General features: G+C 69.0%; 3 protein-coding genes. All 3 read right to left on the reverse strand.

Annotated elements, in window-relative coordinates; genetic code table 11:
• Nucleotides 1-51: 51 nt before the first annotated feature.
• From RZE77_RS19535 to RZE77_RS19545, 3 genes are read right to left on the reverse strand one after another with little or no spacing between them, the layout of a single operon-like run.
• Complete coding sequence (locus tag RZE77_RS19535; RefSeq protein WP_319438867.1) at nt 52-9,585, reverse strand: non-ribosomal peptide synthetase; 9,534 nt, start codon at nt 9,583-9,585, stop codon at nt 52-54.
• Nucleotides 9,586-9,625: 40 nt separating this feature from the next.
• Entirely contained in the window at nt 9,626-12,718 is a 3,093-nt protein-coding gene (locus RZE77_RS19540) for a non-ribosomal peptide synthetase (RefSeq protein ID WP_319438868.1), read from the reverse strand.
• Nucleotides 12,715-18,495 carry a non-ribosomal peptide synthetase gene (locus RZE77_RS19545; RefSeq protein WP_319438869.1) on the reverse strand — a complete coding sequence of 1,927 codons (5,781 nt, stop codon included), beginning with the start codon at nt 18,493-18,495 and terminating at the stop codon, nt 12,715-12,717. The genes RZE77_RS19540 and RZE77_RS19545 overlap by 4 nt, the downstream gene beginning before the upstream one ends.
• Nucleotide 18,496: the final 1 nt, after the last annotated feature.

Consider the following 18,496-nt stretch of genomic DNA (forward strand, 5'->3'; position numbering starts at 1 on the left):
AGCGCCCGTTGCCGAATCGGCAACGGGCGCTTTTTCCTGTGCGCCGGACGTTCAGGCGCGAATTGCGGCGACCAGTTCGCCCATCACGGGATGCTCGAACACATCGGCGAGCCGCATCTTCCGCACGGGCAGCGCTGTTTGCGCAGCCTGCTCGTTCCATTGCAGGACGAGGCGGGCGGCGAGCAGCGAGTCGCCACCCAGTTCGAAGAAGTTCGCATCGCGCGACAGCGATGCAGGACCGGGTTCGCCAGCCCCGGCGAGCAGGCCTTGCCAGAGTTCGCCCATCGACGACACCAGTGCATCGGCTTCCGTTTTCAGGAGCACGGCCGGGTTGGCCGCAGTGGGCCCAAGTGACTTCAAGAGTCCGAGGCGAGCCGAAGGCATCGATTCCAGCAGCGAAGCCACCGTTCCGCCCATCCTTTCGAGCAGCGTATCGATGACGCTGCGCATCCGCTCGGCCAGTGCCACCATGCCGTCGGCGTCGAACACATCACGCGCGTACTCCAGCGTGAGCAACAGCTCGTCGCCCTTGGTCTCGACGATCAGCAACAGCGGCACGCCCAGGATCCCGCGGTCAGACGAGGCACGGATGCCCAGCCTGGCACCCGCACCGCGTGCCACCGCTTCGTCGACCGGGTAGTTCTCGAAGATCATCAGCGTGTCGTACAACGGCTGCCCCGGGCGGCCGAGCCACCCCTGGATGGCAGGCAGCGATGCATGTTCGCGCTGGCGCAGCTCGAGGTTGGCAGACACGATCTGCCTCAACCACGCACCCACGCCCAGCGCGGGCTCAGGGCTCAGCATCAGCGGCAGGCTGTTCATGCACAGGCCCACCACGTCGTCGATGCCGCGCATCTCCAGTGAGCGGCCCGACATCGTCACACCGAAGCAGGCTGCCGCGCGGCCCGTGCATTGCATCAGCAGCAGGCTCCACACGGCCTGCATCACCGTGTTCATCGTCACCTGCTCGGCCTGGGCCATCGCGCGCAACGCGCGCACGGTGTCTGCGCCGAGCCTTGCCTTGGTGCTGCCGCATCCGTGGCGCGCCCACTGCTGCATCGGCACGTCAGACAACAGCGTAGGTGCCCCGCCGATGTCATCGTAGCGGCCGCGCCAGTAGGCCACTTCGTCCGGACCGGCATGGCGGGCAGCGCGCACGGCACCGACAAAGTCCGCATAGGGCTGCAATGCCGACGACACGCGCTCGCCCGCATAGAACGCGAACAACTCGCCCGTCACCCGGGAACCGCTCCAGCCGTCGAAGAGCACGTGATGCCAGGTCCATGCCAAGCGGTAGGCCTGTTCGTCGACTTGCACCACGGTCCAGCGCGCCAGCGGTGGACGCGCCATGTCGAAGCCGCGCACGCGCTCGTGCTCGCACAGCGCCTCCCATGCGGTCTCCAGGCTGGCTTCGTCGACGTGGCGGCCACGCCAATCGATCAGCTCGATGACCGCTTCCGCCTGGCGGAGCACCACCTGCACCGGCTCGGCATCGGGCAACCAGTGGAACCCGGTGCGGAGCACCGCATGGCGCGCCACCGTGGCCTGCCAGGCCGCGCGCAGCTTCGCGAGATCGAGGTCCTGCATCTGCACCAGCGTCTGAACGACGTCGACCTCGGTAGCCGGCGCGATCGTGCATTCGACCAGCATGCCCTGCTGGCCCGGCGTGAGCGGGTAGATGTTCTCGATCTCCGACGCGGCAACGGGCAGCCGCGACACCAGCGCATCCAGGGTCGGCATCGGCATCGATGCCACCAGCGGAAAGTCGCTGGGCGTCACGCCCTGCGCCTGCGCAAGACCGCCTGTGCAATGCGCGATCAGGGCCAGCAGTTCCCGCTTGAACGCCTCCACCCATTGCCGCACGCTGGCCGCGTCATGGCGCGCCTTGCTGTACATCACGCGCAAGGCCAGTTCGCCGGCATACACCTGGCCGTTGACCAGGAACTCATGCCCGAGCGGTGCACTCGCGTTTACCGTCACGCCCATGCCCTCGGCAGCCGGGGTCCACGGGGCCTGCTCGTCGAACTCGCCGTCGAACTGCCCCAGGTAGTTGAAGACCACCTGCGCCTTGGGCAATGAAGCCATGCGCGATGCATCGCGCTGGTTCAGCAGCCCGAAGCCCAGCCCCTTGCCCGGAATGCCGCGCAGGCTTTCCTTCACCCGCTTGAGCGCATCTCCCGGTTCACCCAGCGGCGCCAGCGCCACCGGATATGCACTGGTGAACCAGCCCACCGTGCGTGTCAGATCGATGCCCTCGAACAGGTCTTCGCGCCCGTGCCCTTCAAGGTCGATGAGCACGCGGGGCTGCCCGCTCCATGCGCACAACGCACGACCAAGCGCCGTCAGCAGAATGTCGTTGACCTGCGTGCGATATGCGGCCGGTGCATCCCTCAGCAAAGCGTCGGTCGCGGTGCGGTCCAGGCGCATTTCGATTTCGGCCTGCTCGGCCACGGTGGCTGCACCGTGCGGACGGTCACAAGGCAGCTCCGCAGGCACGCCGGCCAGCGACTGCCAATGCGCCAATTCAGCGCCGCCGGACAGCAATTGCGCGGCATGGCCCTGCAGCGCCAGCGCCCAGTCCTTGTAGCTGCTGGTCTTTTCGGGCAGCACGATGGCGGCTCCTTGCGCACCAGCTTCGTAGGCGGCGCCAAGGTCTTCGAGAAGGATGCGCCACGACACGCCGTCGATCGCCAGGTGATTGATGGCCAGCAACAGCCGCTGGCTGCCGTCCTCGACCTCGATCGCCAGAGCGCGCAACAGCGTGCCGCGCTCGATGTCCAGGCTGCGCTGGGCCTCGTCGCACAGCGCCTCGACCTGCGCGCCGTCCCTTGCCTTGCGCACCCACAGCAACTCCTGCAACTGGTTCGCCGAAATGTCTTCGTAGCGCTGGGTCCATTCGCCGCCGGCGCCCGGCGTGAAGCGCAGCCTGAAGGCATCGTGGTGCGCGACCACGGCTTCCAATGCGCGGCGCAGGACTGTCAGGTCGATCCTGCGGCGAGGCTGCAGCAGGATGGCCTGGTTCCAGTGGCTGGGCACAGACAGGCCCTTGCCCAGGAAGTCGGCCTGGATCGGCAACAGCGGCACCTCGCCGTCAAGCTGGCTGGCCCGGCGGCGTGGCGCATCCTGCAGCGTTTCCGCTACCGCCGCCAGTTGCGCCACCGTCTGCCGCTCGAACAGTTGCCGCGGCGTGATGCGCCAGCCCGCCCTGCGCATGCGCACCACGATCTGCAGGCTGAGGATGGAATCGCCGCCGAGTTCGAAGAAGTTGTCGTTGCGGCCCACGCGCGGCACACCCAGCACGTCGACCCAGCAACGTGCCAACGCCGCTTCGACATCGCCTTCCGGGGCCTCGTAGGCATCGTCTGCACCCGTGAGCTCGGGCTCGGGGAGCGCCTTGCGGTCGATCTTGCCGTTGGCGTTCAGCGGCAGTTTCTTCATCACCACGATGGCGGCGGGCACCATGTAGTCGGGCAGTGCGCGGCCCAGCGCCGCCCTGAGCTGTGCGACGTCGATGGCATCGCTGCTGCCGACGTAGCCCACAAGCCGTGTGCCGCCCTGCCCCTGGCGCGCCACGACCACGGTTTCGCGTACGCCGGGCTGGGCCAGCAGTTGCGCCTCGACCTCCCCCAGTTCGATCCGCAGGCCACGGATCTTCACCTGGTGGTCGATGCGGCCCAGGTACTCGATCTGCCCTTCTGCGCTCCAGCGCACGAGGTCCCCGGTGCGGTAGAGGCGGCCGCCCTGCGGGTCGAACGGATCGGCGACGAAGCGCTCGGCCGTCAGGCCCGGGCGGTTCAGGTAGCCCCGCGCCAGACTGATGCCGCCCAGGTAAAGCTCGCCAGCCACTCCTTGCGGCACCAGGTTCAGCCCGGCGTCCAGCACGTAGGTCTGCGTCTGGGAGATCGGCCGGCCGATCGGCACCTGGTTCTGTCCGTCGTTGCGGCAGGCCCAGTGCGTGACGTGGATCGTCGTCTCGGTCGGGCCGTACAGGTTCTGCAGGCTCGCGCCCTGCAAGCGCTCCAGCGCCTCTTTCTGGGTGGCCGCAGGCATGGCCTCGCCACCGCAGATGATGTGGCGCAGCCGCGTGCTGGCCTCGATGCCGTCGTGCGCCAGAAAGGCCTGCAGCATCGAAGGCACGAAATTCAACGTCGTGATCTGGTGGCGCTGGATCAGTTCCACCAGCCGTGCCGGGTCGCGGTGATCGTCCGGCCGGGCGACCACCAGCCGCACGCCCGCGGTAAGCGGCCAGAACATCTCCCACACCGATACGTCGAAGCCGAACGGCGCCTTGTGCAGCACCGTGTCGGCCTCAGTGAGGTGATAGGTGTCCTGCATCCAGCGCATACAGCTGTACAAGGCACCGTGGCGAACCGCTGCGCCCTTGGGCTTGCCGGTCGAGCCCGAGGTGTAGATCACATAGGCCAGGTTCTCGCCATGCAACGGCACGCACGGATCGTGGCCGGGCTCGCCGCTGACGTCCAGCGTGTCGATTTCCAGCACCATCAACCCCTCGCTGCCGGGCACGCGCGCGCGAATGCGCCCTTGCGTCAACAGCAACGCAACGCCGCTGTCCTCGAGCATGTAGGCCAGCCGCTGTTCGGGGTATTCAGGGTCCAGCGGCACATAGGCGGCGCCCGCCTTCAGGATCGCGAGCAACCCGACCATCATTTCGACCGAGCGCTCCACGGCAATCCCGACCTTGGTCTCGGGCCGCACACCCAGCGCGATCAGTCGGTGCGACAGCCTGTTGGCACGCTCGTTCAGTTCACCGTAGTTCAGCGCCAGCTCATCGAAGAGCAGCGCCACGGCATCGGGCTGGGTCCGTGCGCGACGCTCGAAGGCACCGATGACGGTCTGTGCATTGTCGGTCGCACCGGTCTCTTCCACCGCGCCGGCGGGGTTCACGCCCCACTGGCGCAACAGCACTTTCTCGTCGCCGGTAGTCACGTCGAGTTCGGACATGCGCTGCGACGGACGCGCTGCCAGCGCCGCCACCAGCGCGCGCACGGCCTCCTGCATGAAGCCGCAGACGCGCCGCGCACCGACTGTGGCCGTCACTTGCGCGCCGATGTCGAATCCCTCGCCCATGTCGTCCACCGACATCGCGAGCGGGTAATTGCTGCGCTCGCGGCTGCCGACCATCTCGACGCCGGCCCATGCGTCCGACGGCTCGCTCCGGCCCTGCGTCGCATGGCGGCAGTTGAGCAGCGCGGTAAACAACGGTGCGCCGCCGGAAAGCCCGCTGCAGCGCTGGGCCAGCGAGAGGCTGGCATGCTCGTGATGCAGCAGCCCGCTGAGCGCTGCGTGCGTCTGCCGCAGGCACTCCTCGACGGTCTGGACCCCCAGCCGCACGCGCAGCGGCAGCGTGTTGATGAACAGGCCCAATGCCCGCTCACCGCCCTGCATGCGGCCGAACAGCACGGTGCCGAACACGACGTCGTCGCGACCCGTGGTTCTTGCCACCACAAGCGCCCACGCCAGGTGGAACAGCGTTGCGGCGCTCACGCCGTGACGCTGCGCCTGCTGCCGCACTCGCGCGGCGAGCGCTGGCTCCAGCGGCTGCCGCACGCTTTCGGCCAGCGAGCCGTCCCCCTGCACATCGAGCAGGCCGAACGGTGCCGTGGTCTCCTCCACGTCGCCCAGCAGCTTTTCGAAGAAGGTCTCGTGCTCGGCCCGGCTCATGCCCAGCCTGGCCTGCGCCACGAACCGGCGGAACGGAACAGGCACCGGCAGCTCGTTGCGCCTGCCCTGCTGGATCAATGCGATCTCTTCCACGACCAGCTTCAGCGTGGTGTTGTCGTCCACCAGGTGGTGATTGAGCAATTGCAAGAGCCAGCGCTGCCGCGCGGTGTCGTGCACTGCGACGGCATGGATCATCGGCGCCTGCCGCACGTCGATGCGGTAGCGGCCAGGGGCTGCATGGAACGCCAGGCGCTCTGCAGCATCCGACGAAGCCGGGACGCCTTCGGACGGCGCCACTTCGTCGAGCCACCGCAGCTGTATTCGCGCATGCCGGCATACCACCTGCACCGGTTCGGGCAGTTCCTCCCACAGCACAGCGGTTCGCAGGATGTCGTGCCGCGCGATCACTTCATTGAAGTTCTCCACGAACTGTTCCAGTCGCTCGCGGCTGTCGAAGCCCAGCGCGCTCGACGTGACATACGCATCGCCTTCGGTCTGCAGCAGATGGTGAAAGAGCATTCCTTCCTGCAACGGCACCAGCGGATAGATGTCCTGAATGTTGGCCGCACCACCGGGTACCGACACTTCGATGCGCCGCAGTTGCGAGGCGTCGAGCGCCATGAGCGTGACCATCTCGGGCCGGAGGGCCTCGCAGCCTTCGGGGATGCCGTTGGGCGGCACGACCACTTCGCGACGAGCCTGCAGTTGCTCCTGTTCCACGGCCTGCGCGAAGCGCGCGAACTGCGGCCACTGGAACAGCGTGCGGACCTGCACCGTCCAGCCTTTCGCGCGGATGCGTTCGAGCAGGCCGAGCGCCATCAGAGAATGGCCCCCCAACTCGAAGAAATTGTCGTTGCGCCCCACCCGCTCCACGCCGAGCACCTGCGCCCAGATCGCCGACAGGGCTTCCTCGAACGCGCCCTGCGGGGCCTCGTACGCGGCGCTCGCTGCGAACTCCGGCGCCGGCAGCGCCTTGCGGTCGACCTTGCCGTTGGCATTCAGCGGCAAGGCCTGCAGTTCGACGATGACGCTGGGCACCATGTACTCCGGCAACTGCCGGGCCAGCCGTTCGCGCAAGCCAGCAACCTCCAGGGCCTGCCCGGGCTTCGCCGACACGTAGCCGGCCAGCCAGGCACCGCCGGGGCCGTCCTTTGCAACCACGATCGCCTCGCCCACTTCCGGCTGCGCCAGCAACTGCGCCTCGATCTCTCCCAGCTCGATACGAAACCCCCGCACTTTCACCTGATGGTCGATGCGCCCCAGGTACTCCAGCTGGCCCTTGCAGTTCCAGCGCGCCAGGTCGCCGGTACGGTACAAGCGGCCGCCGCGCACGTCGAGCGGGTCCGCGACGAATCGCTCGGAGGTCAGCGCCGCGCGCCCCAGGTAGCCGCGCGCGAGCCCTTCGCCCGCGACGTAGAGCTCGCCTGGCACGCCGATCGGCGCGGCGTTCAGTTCGCCGTCCAGCACCCGCAGGCCCAGATCCGGAATAGGCACGCCGATGGGGCTGCGCCCGCCATCGAGGTCTCTTCGCGTGATGGGGCGGTAGGTGACGTGAACCGTCGTCTCGGTGATGCCGTACATATTGACCAGCCTGGGCGATTCGTCACCGAAACGGTCCATCCACGACCTCAGGGTCTCGGGCTCCAGTGCCTCGCCGCCGAAGATCACGCAGCGCAGCGCCAGGCCGCCCTCTGCCAGCGCCGGCAGGCGCGTGAGCTGTCCGAATGCCGAAGGAGTCTGGTTCAGCACCGTCACGCGCTCCGTGCACAGCAGCGACAGGAAGTCTTCCGGCGAGCGGCTGACCCAGAACGGCACCACCACCAGCTTGCCGCCGGTGCACAGCGCGCCGAAGATTTCCCACACCGAGAAGTCGAAGGCGTAGGAGTGGAACAGCGTCCAGACGTCGTCCGGCCCGAAGCCGAACCATGCATCCGTGGCGGCGAGCAGCCGGGTCACGTTGCGGTGGCACAGTTGCGCCCCCTTGGGCCGCCCGGTGGAGCCCGAGGTGTAGATCACGTAGGCCAGGTTATCCAGCCCCACCGGGACGCACGGATCGTGCGCCGGACCGGCGGACAGATCGAGCCTGTCGAGTTCGAGCACCGCCACGCCGTGCCGCGCGGGGATCTTCTCGCGCAGCGCATGCCGTGTGAGCAGCAGCGCGGTGCCGCTGTCCTCGATCATGTAGGCCAGACGGTCGCGCGGGTAGTCGGGATCCAGCGGCAGGTAGGCCGCACCGGCCTTCAGGATCGCGAGCAGGCCGACCACCGTATCGGCCGAGCGCTCCACTGCGATGCCGACCAGCGTCTCGGGCTTCACACCGCGCGCCAGGAGGATGTGCGCCAGTCGATTGGCCCGCGCATTCAGTTCGCCATAGCTCAGCACCTGCTCGCCGAAGGCCAGCGCACTCGCATCGGGCTGCGCGGCGGCCTGGCGCTCGAAGAGGCGGTGGATCGGCTCGACAGCATGGTGCTGCCGGGCCTCGCCTTCCCATTGGGCGAGCCGCTGGCGGTCGGCGGCATCGATCAGCGCGAAGCTGCCGGCGGGGCGCTCGATATCGAGCGCCATGTGCCGCAATACCTCCAGGTAGGCGCCCGCCATCCGCTCGATGGTGGCCTTGTCGTAGAGCCCTGTGTTGTATTCGAGCCGCCCACGCACCTGCGTGCCCGTGATCGTGAGGTCGAGCGAGAGCTCGAACTTCGCGGTGCGATCCGGTGCCGGCACCGGCTCTACCTGTAGTCCTTCGAAGCTCGGTCCGGCCGTGCCGTCTTCCATCTGCAGGCCGAACATGACCTGGAACAGCGGGCTGCGGCCCGGCTCGCGCCGATCGGTGCGGCTTGCAAGCAGCACGTCGAAAGGAAGGTCCGCATGGTCGAGCGCGGCCAATACATCGCCGCGCACCTGACGGCAGATCTCGCGCAGCGACATCCTCGGCGTGAGCCGCGCGCGGAAGACCTGCGTCGTGACGAAAAAACCCATCAGCCCGTGCAGTTCCTCCCGGTGCCGGCCCGCCGAAGGCACGCCCACCGCGAAGTCGTACTGTCCGCTGTAGCGTGCAAGCAGCACCTGCCACGCGGCGAACAGAACCACGAAGGGCGTGCTGCGCTCCGTGCGGCAGAGCTTGAGCAGCGCGTCGCACAGCGGCGCTTCGAGCGCGAAGTAGGTGGCCGCGCCCTCGAAGCCCAGTTGTTCGGGCCGGGCATGATCGGTCGGCAGCTCGAGAGCGGGCACTTCGGGGCCTAAGTGCGCGTTCCAATGGTCCAGGTCGCGCTGCATTCCGCCCGAGGCCGCCCGCTCGCGCTGCCAGCGGGCGTAGTCCGCGTACTGCAGCGGCATGGCTGGCAGGCGCACCGCGCCGGTTGCGCGCAGCGCGGCGGCATAGGCGGCAGCCAGATCTTTGGCGAGGATCGGGTTCGACCACGCATCCGAGACGATGTGATGCAGGCAGATCGCAAGCACGTGCTCCTCTTCACCGAGCCGAACCAAGCGCGCCACCAGTGCCGGCGCTACGCCCAGATCGAAGACGTGCAAGACCGTGCGACGCACCGCCTCGCCGAGCTTTTCCTCGCGCGATGCGGGCGCCTCGTCCCGCAAGTCGATGCGCTCGATGGCGAAGGCCGCCTCTGCCTGCACGGCCTGCAGCACCGCGCCGTCGCGGCTGAAGAAGCGCGTGCGCAGCACCGCATGGCGCGCGACCAGCGCCTGGAACGCGCGCTCCAGCGCGTCGGCGTCGAGCGCCCCCTTCAGGCGGAACACCCGCGGCAGGTTGTAGGCCGTGAGCTGCGGCTCCAGGTTCTGCAGGAACCAGAGCTGCTGCTGAGCGAAGGACATCGCCACCGCCTCCCCGGGCACCGTGCATGCGGCAATGCATTCCGGGTCCGCGCCCGCTTCAAATTGCTGCGGCATTTGCGGCATCTTCGTCATCTCGTTCATCAAGCGTTTCCGTTCAAGAAGGTGTGGCCTCGGCCTCGAGGCGCCAAGCGTCGGCGAGCTGTTCGGTCTGCGCGGGGTCGGTGCTCGCGGCGCGCACGGCATGTGCCAGCGTGGAGACGCTCGGGTGGTCGAACACCAGCCCCGGCGCAATCTCCACGCGCAGCAGCCGGCGGATGCGGGCAGCCAGCTTGATCACCAGCAGCGAATGCGCGCCGAGATCGAAGAAGTCGTCGTCGACCCCGATGGATGCACGCCCGAGCAGCTCGGCCATGCCGGCTGCGAGCAACTGCTCCAGCGCATCGACCGGCGCCTGCGCGCCCTCCCATGCGTCCACGGGCATGGCGGATGCCAGCGTGAGACGGTCGACCTTGCCGTTCGCCAGGCGCGGGAAGGCCGCCACCTCGATGCAGCGCGCCGGCACCATGTGTGCGGGCAGCAGCGCGGCCAGCCGCTCGCGCAATCCGGCCACCGAAACCGCTTCGCCAACCACGAAGGCCGCGAGCTCCACGCCGCCGGCCGGCACCGCCACGGGCAGCACCGCCGCCTGGCGCACACCCTCTTGCGCGAGCATCACGGCTTCGACCTCGCCCGGCTCGACGCGAAAGCCGCGCACCTTGAGCTGGTGATCGGCCCGCCCGGCGATCCGCACCGCGCCGTCCGGCAGCGCGCAAGCGAGGTCGCCGGTGCGGTAGAGCCGCTCACCCGGTGCGAAGGGGTCGTCGATGAACGCCTCCGAAGCCACGCCACCGAGATACCCCCTGCACAGCTGCGCCCCGCCGATGTAGAGCTCGCCCAGCACACCGGTGGGCACGAGCCGCAGCGCTCGGTCGAGCACACGCACCCGGTTGTTGGCCAGCACCTGCGACAGCGGCAACTGCCCGGGGAAGGACGCGCCGGCTGCAACCCGGTGCACCATCACGCCGACCGTGGTCTCGGTCGGGCCGTAGTGGTTGTAGACCGTGCAATCGGGCGCCACCTGCGCGATGCGCGCCAGCAGCGAACGCGAAGCCGCCTCGCCGCCGAGCACCAGCAGCCGCGGCAGCACCGGCGCCTCGGCCTCCAGCAGCGCCTCCAGGTGCGAAGGCACGATCTTCAGTGCGTCGATGCGGCGCGCTTGCATGAAGCGGGTGAAGGCGGCAGCATCGTTCATGGCCTCGGCATCCGCCACCACCAGGCATGCGCCGTTGAAGAAGGCGCCGAACAGCGCGGTATTGCCCAGGTCCGCCGCCACGGTGCTGGTGAGTGCCCAGCGGCCGTAACGCTCGAGCTGCATGGCCGCGGAAACGGCGATCACATAGTTGAGCAGTTGCGCCTGCTCGATCACCACGCCCTTGGGCTTGCCGGTGGAGCCGGAGGTGTAGAGCACGTAGGCCAGGTCTTGCGGACCGGCCGGCACGTCGGGTGCCGAGACATCGAACGCCGACAGGTCGATGCCGCCCGCCGTTGCCGTGCGCCATGCCTGCGCACCGGCATCCTGCACCGGTCCGGCCTGCAGCAGCAGCGCGGGCTGCGCATCGGCCAGCACCGCGGCACGGCGCGCCTCGGGCCACTCGGGGTCGAGCGGCAGATAGCCCGCACCTGCGCGCCAGGCCGCGAACATCGCGACCAGCAGTTCGAGCGAGCGCGGCAGCGCGAGCGCGACCAACGCGCCGCGCCGCACGCCCTGCGCCTGCATCCAGCGGGCCATGCGGTTGATACGGACATTGAGCGCCGCGTAGCTCAGGCACTGCTCGCCGTCCTCGATGGCGGGGGCGTCCGGCGTCGCCTGCGCCCAGTGCGCGATGCGATCGGCGATCCGCTGCGTGCCCAGATCCAACGGCGCGCCTTCGAGCGCAAGAAGGGCCCGGCGCTCGTCCGCATCGACGAGCGGCAGGTCCTGCACGGGTGTCGAAGGGCTGTCGGCCACGGCCTGCAACAGCGCGAAGAACTGCTGCAGCATGCGTTCCAGCGCGGCCTGCGTGTAGCAGCCCTTTCCGGCATGCAGCGCGAGCACGGCGCGCTGCGCCGACCATTCGGCTTCGAGCGCAAGTTCGAAGCACACCAGCGGACCGGGGCGTTGCACCACGCGCCAGGAGGCGGGCAGGTCGTCGGGCGTGCGCAGCGCAAAGCCGACGGCAAGATGGGCCGCATCGGCCTGCGCGTCGAGCACGACGTATTCCTGCGCCTCGATGTGCGCACGGGCCTGTAGCGCAAAGCGCGCCAGCCAGTCGGCAAAGGGCTCTTCGGCGCCGACCTCCACGCGCAGCGGCATCACCTTTTCGTAGACGCCGATGGCGCCCTGCATCACCTCGTAGTCGTGCCGGCAATCGTGCTGCCAACCGCCGATGAAAGGCGCGAACCCCGTCAGCCGCGCGAGCAGTACCCACCATGCGGCCTGCAGCAGGTCGGCGGCCTGCACGCCGTGCGAAAGGGCCAGTGCGTCGAGGCGCTCCAGCAGCTTCGCATCGAGCGTGCGCCGCGCCACGCCGCGTGCCGAAGAGCCGGCCGTTGCGTGGTCCTGCCGCAACGCGAGGCGCGGCGCCGCGATGGCTTCGGCGCCAGCCATGTAGCCGGCCCAATAGGCGCGGCCCTGCACGGCGTCTTCCTCGTCGTCGTGCGCGAGTGCATCGCGCCACGCCGCGAACTGCGTGTACTGGAACGGCTCCGCCGATTCGCCTTCGGGCGCGCCCGCGCCGCCGCAACCCTTGGCGATACGCGCGAGCAGCGCCGCGAGGCTGGCCGCATCGGCTGCCAGCGGATGGGCGCAGAGCGTGAGCCGGTGGCACGCCGTGGCGATGCGCTCCAACCCGATGCGCACCATGCCCCCTTCATGCGGCAGCATCGGCTCCTCGGCCTGCGCATGGCCGGCGGGCAGCGTGGCGCGCGGCTGCTGGCGCCACGCAAGCGGGTCGGCCGCTTCGCGCACTGCGAGCCGCAGCGACTCGTGCGCCTGCAGCACCCCGGCCGCGACGCCGCGCAGGCGCGCTTCGTCGAACGCGCCTTCGATCTCCGCAGACACTGCGAGCGGCTGCATCGCGTCCGAGCCGTGCATGGCCAACACGGCGCGCTGCTCGGGACTCAGCGGCAGGGCCGCCTCGAAATTCTCGAACCGGTCTTCCATCGTCATTCGCTCCCCACCGTCTCGGCAGCCAGCAGCGCCGAGCGCTCGAACATCGCGCCCATGGCCACCACGATCTTGCGCGGGCCCTCGTAGGGATCGCGCGCATGCGCTGCGAGCATGTTGTCCAGCATCACCACGTCGCCCTTGCGCCAGTCGAAGCGCACGGCGCAGGCCTCGTAGGTGCGGCCCACGACGGCCATGGTCTCGTCGTCGATGGGAGTGCCGTCGCCGTAGCAGACGTGGCGCGGCATGCGCTCCGCGCCGACCAGCGCCAGCAGGTCCTCTCGCACGTCGGCTTCGAGGCAGGCGGGGTGGTGCAGCTGCACCTGGTTGAAAAACACGCGCTCGCCGGTCAGCGGGTGCTTCATGACGGCGGGGCAATGGGTGCGGGTCTGCAGCGTGTCTTCGTCGAGCCAGCGCCATTCGATGCCGCCCGCCGCCAGCCGCGCCTCGACCTCGGCGCGCTGGTCGGTCTTGAAGAAGTCGCGCCAGCTCACGTCCAGGTGCGGCGTGAAGGTGCGCACGTAGGTCAGCGCCTTGCGCTCGAAAGCCTCGACGATGTCCGCCGGCAGCCGGCGCAGCATCTCGCGGCAGTCGACGATGGGCGTCGCGCCGCCCACCGGCGACGGCAGCTCGCAGTAGAACCACTGCTTGCGCGGCCAGCGCTCCATGTGCGAGCTCTCGTTGTGGTACAGGATCATCTGCCGCTCCGGATACGGCGTCGACCGGTAGGTGCGGCGCCCGCCCTCCTTCTTCGGCAGGTCGCCGTAGTTGCCGTAGAGCTCGGGTTCGACGTTCTCGGCAAAGGCCTCGAAGTCCTGCGGCGTTGCCAAGCCGAAGTTGCGGAACAAGAGCCCGCCGTGGCGCGCCAGTGCATCGTCGACGAAGCCGCGGTGCTCGCGCACCCAGGCGATGGCGTCAAAGCCGTCGCTCGCGGGCTCGATCACGAGCGGAAACTCGCGCCCTTCGGAAAGGAACGAGGTCTTGACCTGCGAGCGCGGCTTGGCGGCCGCGGGGCTGGCGGCGGTATTCGCGGCCATTGCGGCAGCCGCAGGCCTGGGGGCGAATTTCTTGAGCTTGTCCAGCTTGCCGAGCTGGGGCGACGGCATCGGATTCATTGGGAATTCCTTGCGATCAGGTGATGAAAACAGTTGTTCGACGGCCGCATCGGGCGCTATGACCAGTTGCCGCAGCAGCGCGCACCAGCCGGCGGCCCAGCGGCCGATCGACTCGGGGCGGTACAGGCCGGTGTCATAGATCCACTCGGCGCTCCAGTCCCCCGAGGCTTCGTGAATGAACACGGCAATGTCGAACTTGGCCTGCCGCACGCGCTGTGGCAGCACGTCGATACACAGGCCGGGAATTTCGAAACGGCTGGCGGGCGTGTTTTGCATGACGAACAGCAGACGCACCGGCCCCCCTTGTGCGCGCGGCAGGCCGGCGGCGTCGAGGATGCGGTCGAACGGAACTGCCGCGTGCGCCAGGGCCGATTGCGTGCTCTCGTGCACCTGGGCCAGCCACTGCGCGAAGCCGCCCGCAGCCGCGCCGCGGCGCGAGCGCAGCGGCACCACGTTGACGAAGAAGCCGATCAGCTTCTCGAGCTCGGGGTGGTCACGCCCGGCGACGTCGGTTCCGACCACCAGGTCCTCGGTGCCGGCTTCGCGGTGGAGCTGCATCAGGAAGGCCGCCAGCATCACGGTGAACAGCGAGGTCTTGCCGCTGCGGGCCAACGGTGCGAGCGCGTCCACCAGCGCACTCTCGACCGGCAGGCGAACGCTGCCGGCGGTGCGCGCCGATGCCGCCGGCAGCCCGCAGTCGACCGGAAAGCGGGAGTGCTGCGGCGCATCGGCAAGGTAGTGCTTCCAGAAGACCGCGTCCTGAGCATGCGCTGCTTCGAGCAGCCTGTCTTGCCATACCGCGTAGTCGGCGTACTGCACGCGCAGCGGTGGCAGCGTCGAGGAGCCGTCGGTCCGCAGGGCCTCGTACGCTGCGACGAACTCGCTCGCAAAGATGGCTTGCGACCAGCCGTCGAAGGCGATGTGATGCACGCACAGCAGCAGCGCATGCCGGGACGGACCCAGGCGTAGCAGCGCGGTGCGCAGCGGCGGGATCGAGGCCAGATCGAAAGGCTGCGCGGCCATCGCGTCCAGTGCGCTCTCGATGCGCAGCGTCTCGTCTTCCGGCGGCACCGGAGAAATGTCGCTCCACGGCAGGTCGAACACGCCGGCTGGAATGATCGAAGCCACGGGTTCACCCTGGTCGTTTTCCGGGTACACGGTACGCAGTGCTTCATGGCGCGACACGACGGTCTCGAGCGCACGCCGCAGCGTGTCGGGATCGAGCGGGCCTTCGAAGCGCAGCGCGGCCGCCATGTTGTAGGCCGCGCGTGCATCGGCACCGGACAGCCGGTCGACCAGCCAAAGGCGGTGCTGCATTGGAGACAAGCCCATCTGCGGGGCGCGCGCCACCGGCATCAGCGGCGGCACGGGCGCCGCGTGGCCGGCATCCGCCTCGGTGCCGCGCAGCCTGAGCGCCATGTCATGCAGCACCGGGTGCTCGAACACTTCGCGCAGCGGCAGCCGCAGGCCATGGACCGCGCGCAGCCGCGAGACAAGCTGCGCCGCCATCAGCGAATGGCCGCCGATCTCGAAGAAATGCGCATGGCGACCGATGTCCCGCGCGCCCAGCAGTTCGCTCCAGAGCGCGGCCAGCTTGGTTTCGTGCGGGCCCATGGGCGCCTCGAAGCTGCCGGCGTCGGCAGCTTGCACCTGGGGCAGCGCCTTGCGGTCGATCTTTCCGTTCGCGTTGAGCGGCAGGCGCTCCAGTGTCATGAGCAGCGTGGGCACCATGTACTCCGGCAGCTCGCGGCCGAGCCATTCGCGCAACGCCGCGGATGCCAGGTCCGACCCCGCATGCAGCGAGACATAGCCCGCGAGCCTCGGCCCGCCGGCGCCCTGCTGCACGACCACCACGGCCTCCCGCACACGCGGATGCGCGAGCAGCTGCGCCTCGATCTCGCCGAGCTCGATGCGCAGGCCGCGGATCTTCACTTGGTGGTCGAGGCGCCCGAGATAGTCGAGCTGGCCTTCGCGGTTCCAGCGCACGAGGTCGCCCGTGCGGTAGAGCCGCCCGCCGCCCGAGGGGTCGAAGGGGTCGGCGACGAAGCGCTCCGCCGTCAGCCCCGGGCGCTTTGAATAGCCTCGCGCCAAACCCGCGCCGCCCAGGTAGAGCTCGCCCGCCGCGCCCGGAGGCACGCGGTTCAGCGAGGCGTCGAGCACGTGCGCCTGCACGCCGGAAATCGGCCTGCCGATGGCGACCTGGCTGCGTCCGTCGTCGCGGCACGTCCAATGCGTGACGTCGATGGCGGCTTCGGTCGGCCCATAGAGGTTGTAGAGCGCGGCATCGGGCAACCGGCGGAACACCTCGTTCTGCGCTTCGGCTGGCAATGCCTCGCCGCTGCAGACGATGCGCCGCAGGCTCATGCAGGTCTCCACATCGGGCTGCGCCAGGAAGGCCTGCAGCATCGACGGCACAAAGTGCAGTGTGCTCACGCCGTGCCGGCGGATCAGCTCCACCAGGCGTGCCGGGTCGCGGTGATCGCCGGGCGCCGCCACGGCCAGCCGCGCGCCGTACATCAGCGGCCAGAAAAATTCCCACACCGACACGTCGAAGCTGAACGGCGTCTTCTGCAGCACCGTGTCGCCGGGCCCGAGACCGTAGGCCTGCTGCATCCACGCCAGGCGGTTGTGCAGCGCGCTATGCCGGTTGGCAGCACCCTTGGGCTTTCCGGTCGAGCCCGAGGTGTAGATCACGTACGCGAGGCTCTCGCCCGCCAGCGGCACTGCGGGGTCGCTCGCCGGAGAGTTGCCAAGGTCGATGGCGTCGAGCACCACCGGGCGGACGCCGTCCCTGCGAGGCAGGTGTTGCAGCACGCCACTGCTCGTGAGCACCAGCGCCAGGGCGCTGTCTTCCATCATGTACGCGATGCGATCGGCGGGATGCTCCGGGTCCAGCGGCACATAGGCCCCGCCGGCCTTCATGACGGCGAGCAGCGCGACCACGAGCTCAGTGCTGCGCTCCAGCGCCACGCCGACCAGCGTCTCGGCGCCCACGCCCTGGCCGCGCAGCCAGTGCGCAAGCCGGTTGGCCCGGCTGTTGAGCTCGGCATAGCCCAGCATTTTGTCGCCAAAGACCAGCGCAGGCGCCAGGGGCTGCTGCCACGCCTGGCGCTCGATCAGCCGGTGCACGGGCTCCGGCACACCGTGCGCCTGCGTATCGATGCTCCACCGGTCGAGCTGCCCGCACTCGCCCGCGCTCATCAGGGAGACCTCTGCGAGCGCCTGCTCCGGCTGCAGCGCGAGTGCGCGCAGCACCGACAGCCAGTGCCCAGCCATGCGTTCGATCGTCTGCGCGTCGAACAATTCCGGCGCGTAGCTGAAGCAGGCATCGACCTCGCCGCGCTCGTTCTCGCAGGTCTGCAGCATCAGCTCGAACTGCACGGACTGCTCGTCGAGATGCATTCGCCGGACCGACAGCGCGGGCCACTGCTCGAGCGAGCGGTGGTCTTGCCGCAGATGGTTGAACATCACCTGGAACAGCGGGCTGATTCCCGGACTGCGGTCAGGCCGCAGCGCCTCGACCAACTGCTCGAACGGCAAGTCCTGGTTCGACTGCGCGCCGATGGCCGCGTCCCGGGTCTGCGCCAGCACTTCGGCCAGCGTCATGCGGGCGTCCAGCGTTGCGGACAGCACCTGCGTGTTGACGAAGAAGCCGACCACGCCGGCCGTCTCGGCCCGGTTGCGGTTGGCAATGGGCACGCCCACGCGAAGCAGCGGCTGGCCCGAGTGGCGGAACAGCACCACGTTGAACGCCGCAAGCAGCGCCATGAACAGCGTCGCGCCTTGCGCCTGCGCCTGCCGCTTGAGAGCTGCCAGCAGGTCGGCGGGGAGCTTGAACTCGTGCCGTGCGGCCGAATAGCGGCCATCGCCGCGGCGCGGATGGTCGGTGTCCAAAGCCAGCACCGGATGCTCTTCACCCAGGTGCTGCCGCCACCACGCCAACTGGCGTTCGCCCTCGCCCCCTTCGAGCCATCGCCGCTGCCAGGCGGCGTAGTCTGCGTACTGCACCGCCAGGTCCGGCAGTTCTGCGTGGTGGCCCAGTGTGCGGGCGCGGTACAGCACCGCCAGCTCATCGAGGATCAGCTGGATCGACCAGCCGTCCGAGATGATGTGATGCATCACGACCACAAGCCGATGGTCGCGCTCGCCCGACTTGAGCAGCACCGCGCGCAGCAACGGGCCGCGCGCCAGATCGAAAGGCGCATCGCAGACCGCACGTGCCTCGTCGCCGAGTCGCAGCGCACGCTCATGGGTCGGCAGGCTGCCCAGAGCAATGCAAGGCAATTCGACGCGGTGCGCCGGCAGGATGACCTGTTGCACCCCGCCGTCGCGGTCTTCCTCGAACACCGTGCGCAGCGACTCGTGGCGGGCCACGAGTGCTTCAATGCCGGCGCGCAAGGCTTCGGTGTCGAGCGGCCCTTCCAGCACGAGGCCGCCGCTCACGTGGTAGGCCGTGCTCGCGGGATCGAGCTGCCACAGAAACCATTGCCGCTGCTGCGCGAAGGAAAGCTCCGCCCTGTTGCCAGGCTGCGCGCGCGGCGCAATGGCGAAAGCGCCCTGCACCGCGTCCGGCGCCAACGCGCCGCGCAGCCGCTGGGCCAACTTCGTGCGTTGCTCGGCGGTCAGGCCGGCGCGGCGCGCGGAGATATCTCTGAGTTCGGACATG

The sequence above is a fragment of the Variovorax sp. SPNA7 genome, from assembly GCF_033807855.1.
Taxonomy (GTDB): Bacteria; Pseudomonadota; Gammaproteobacteria; order Burkholderiales; family Burkholderiaceae_C; genus Variovorax; species Variovorax beijingensis.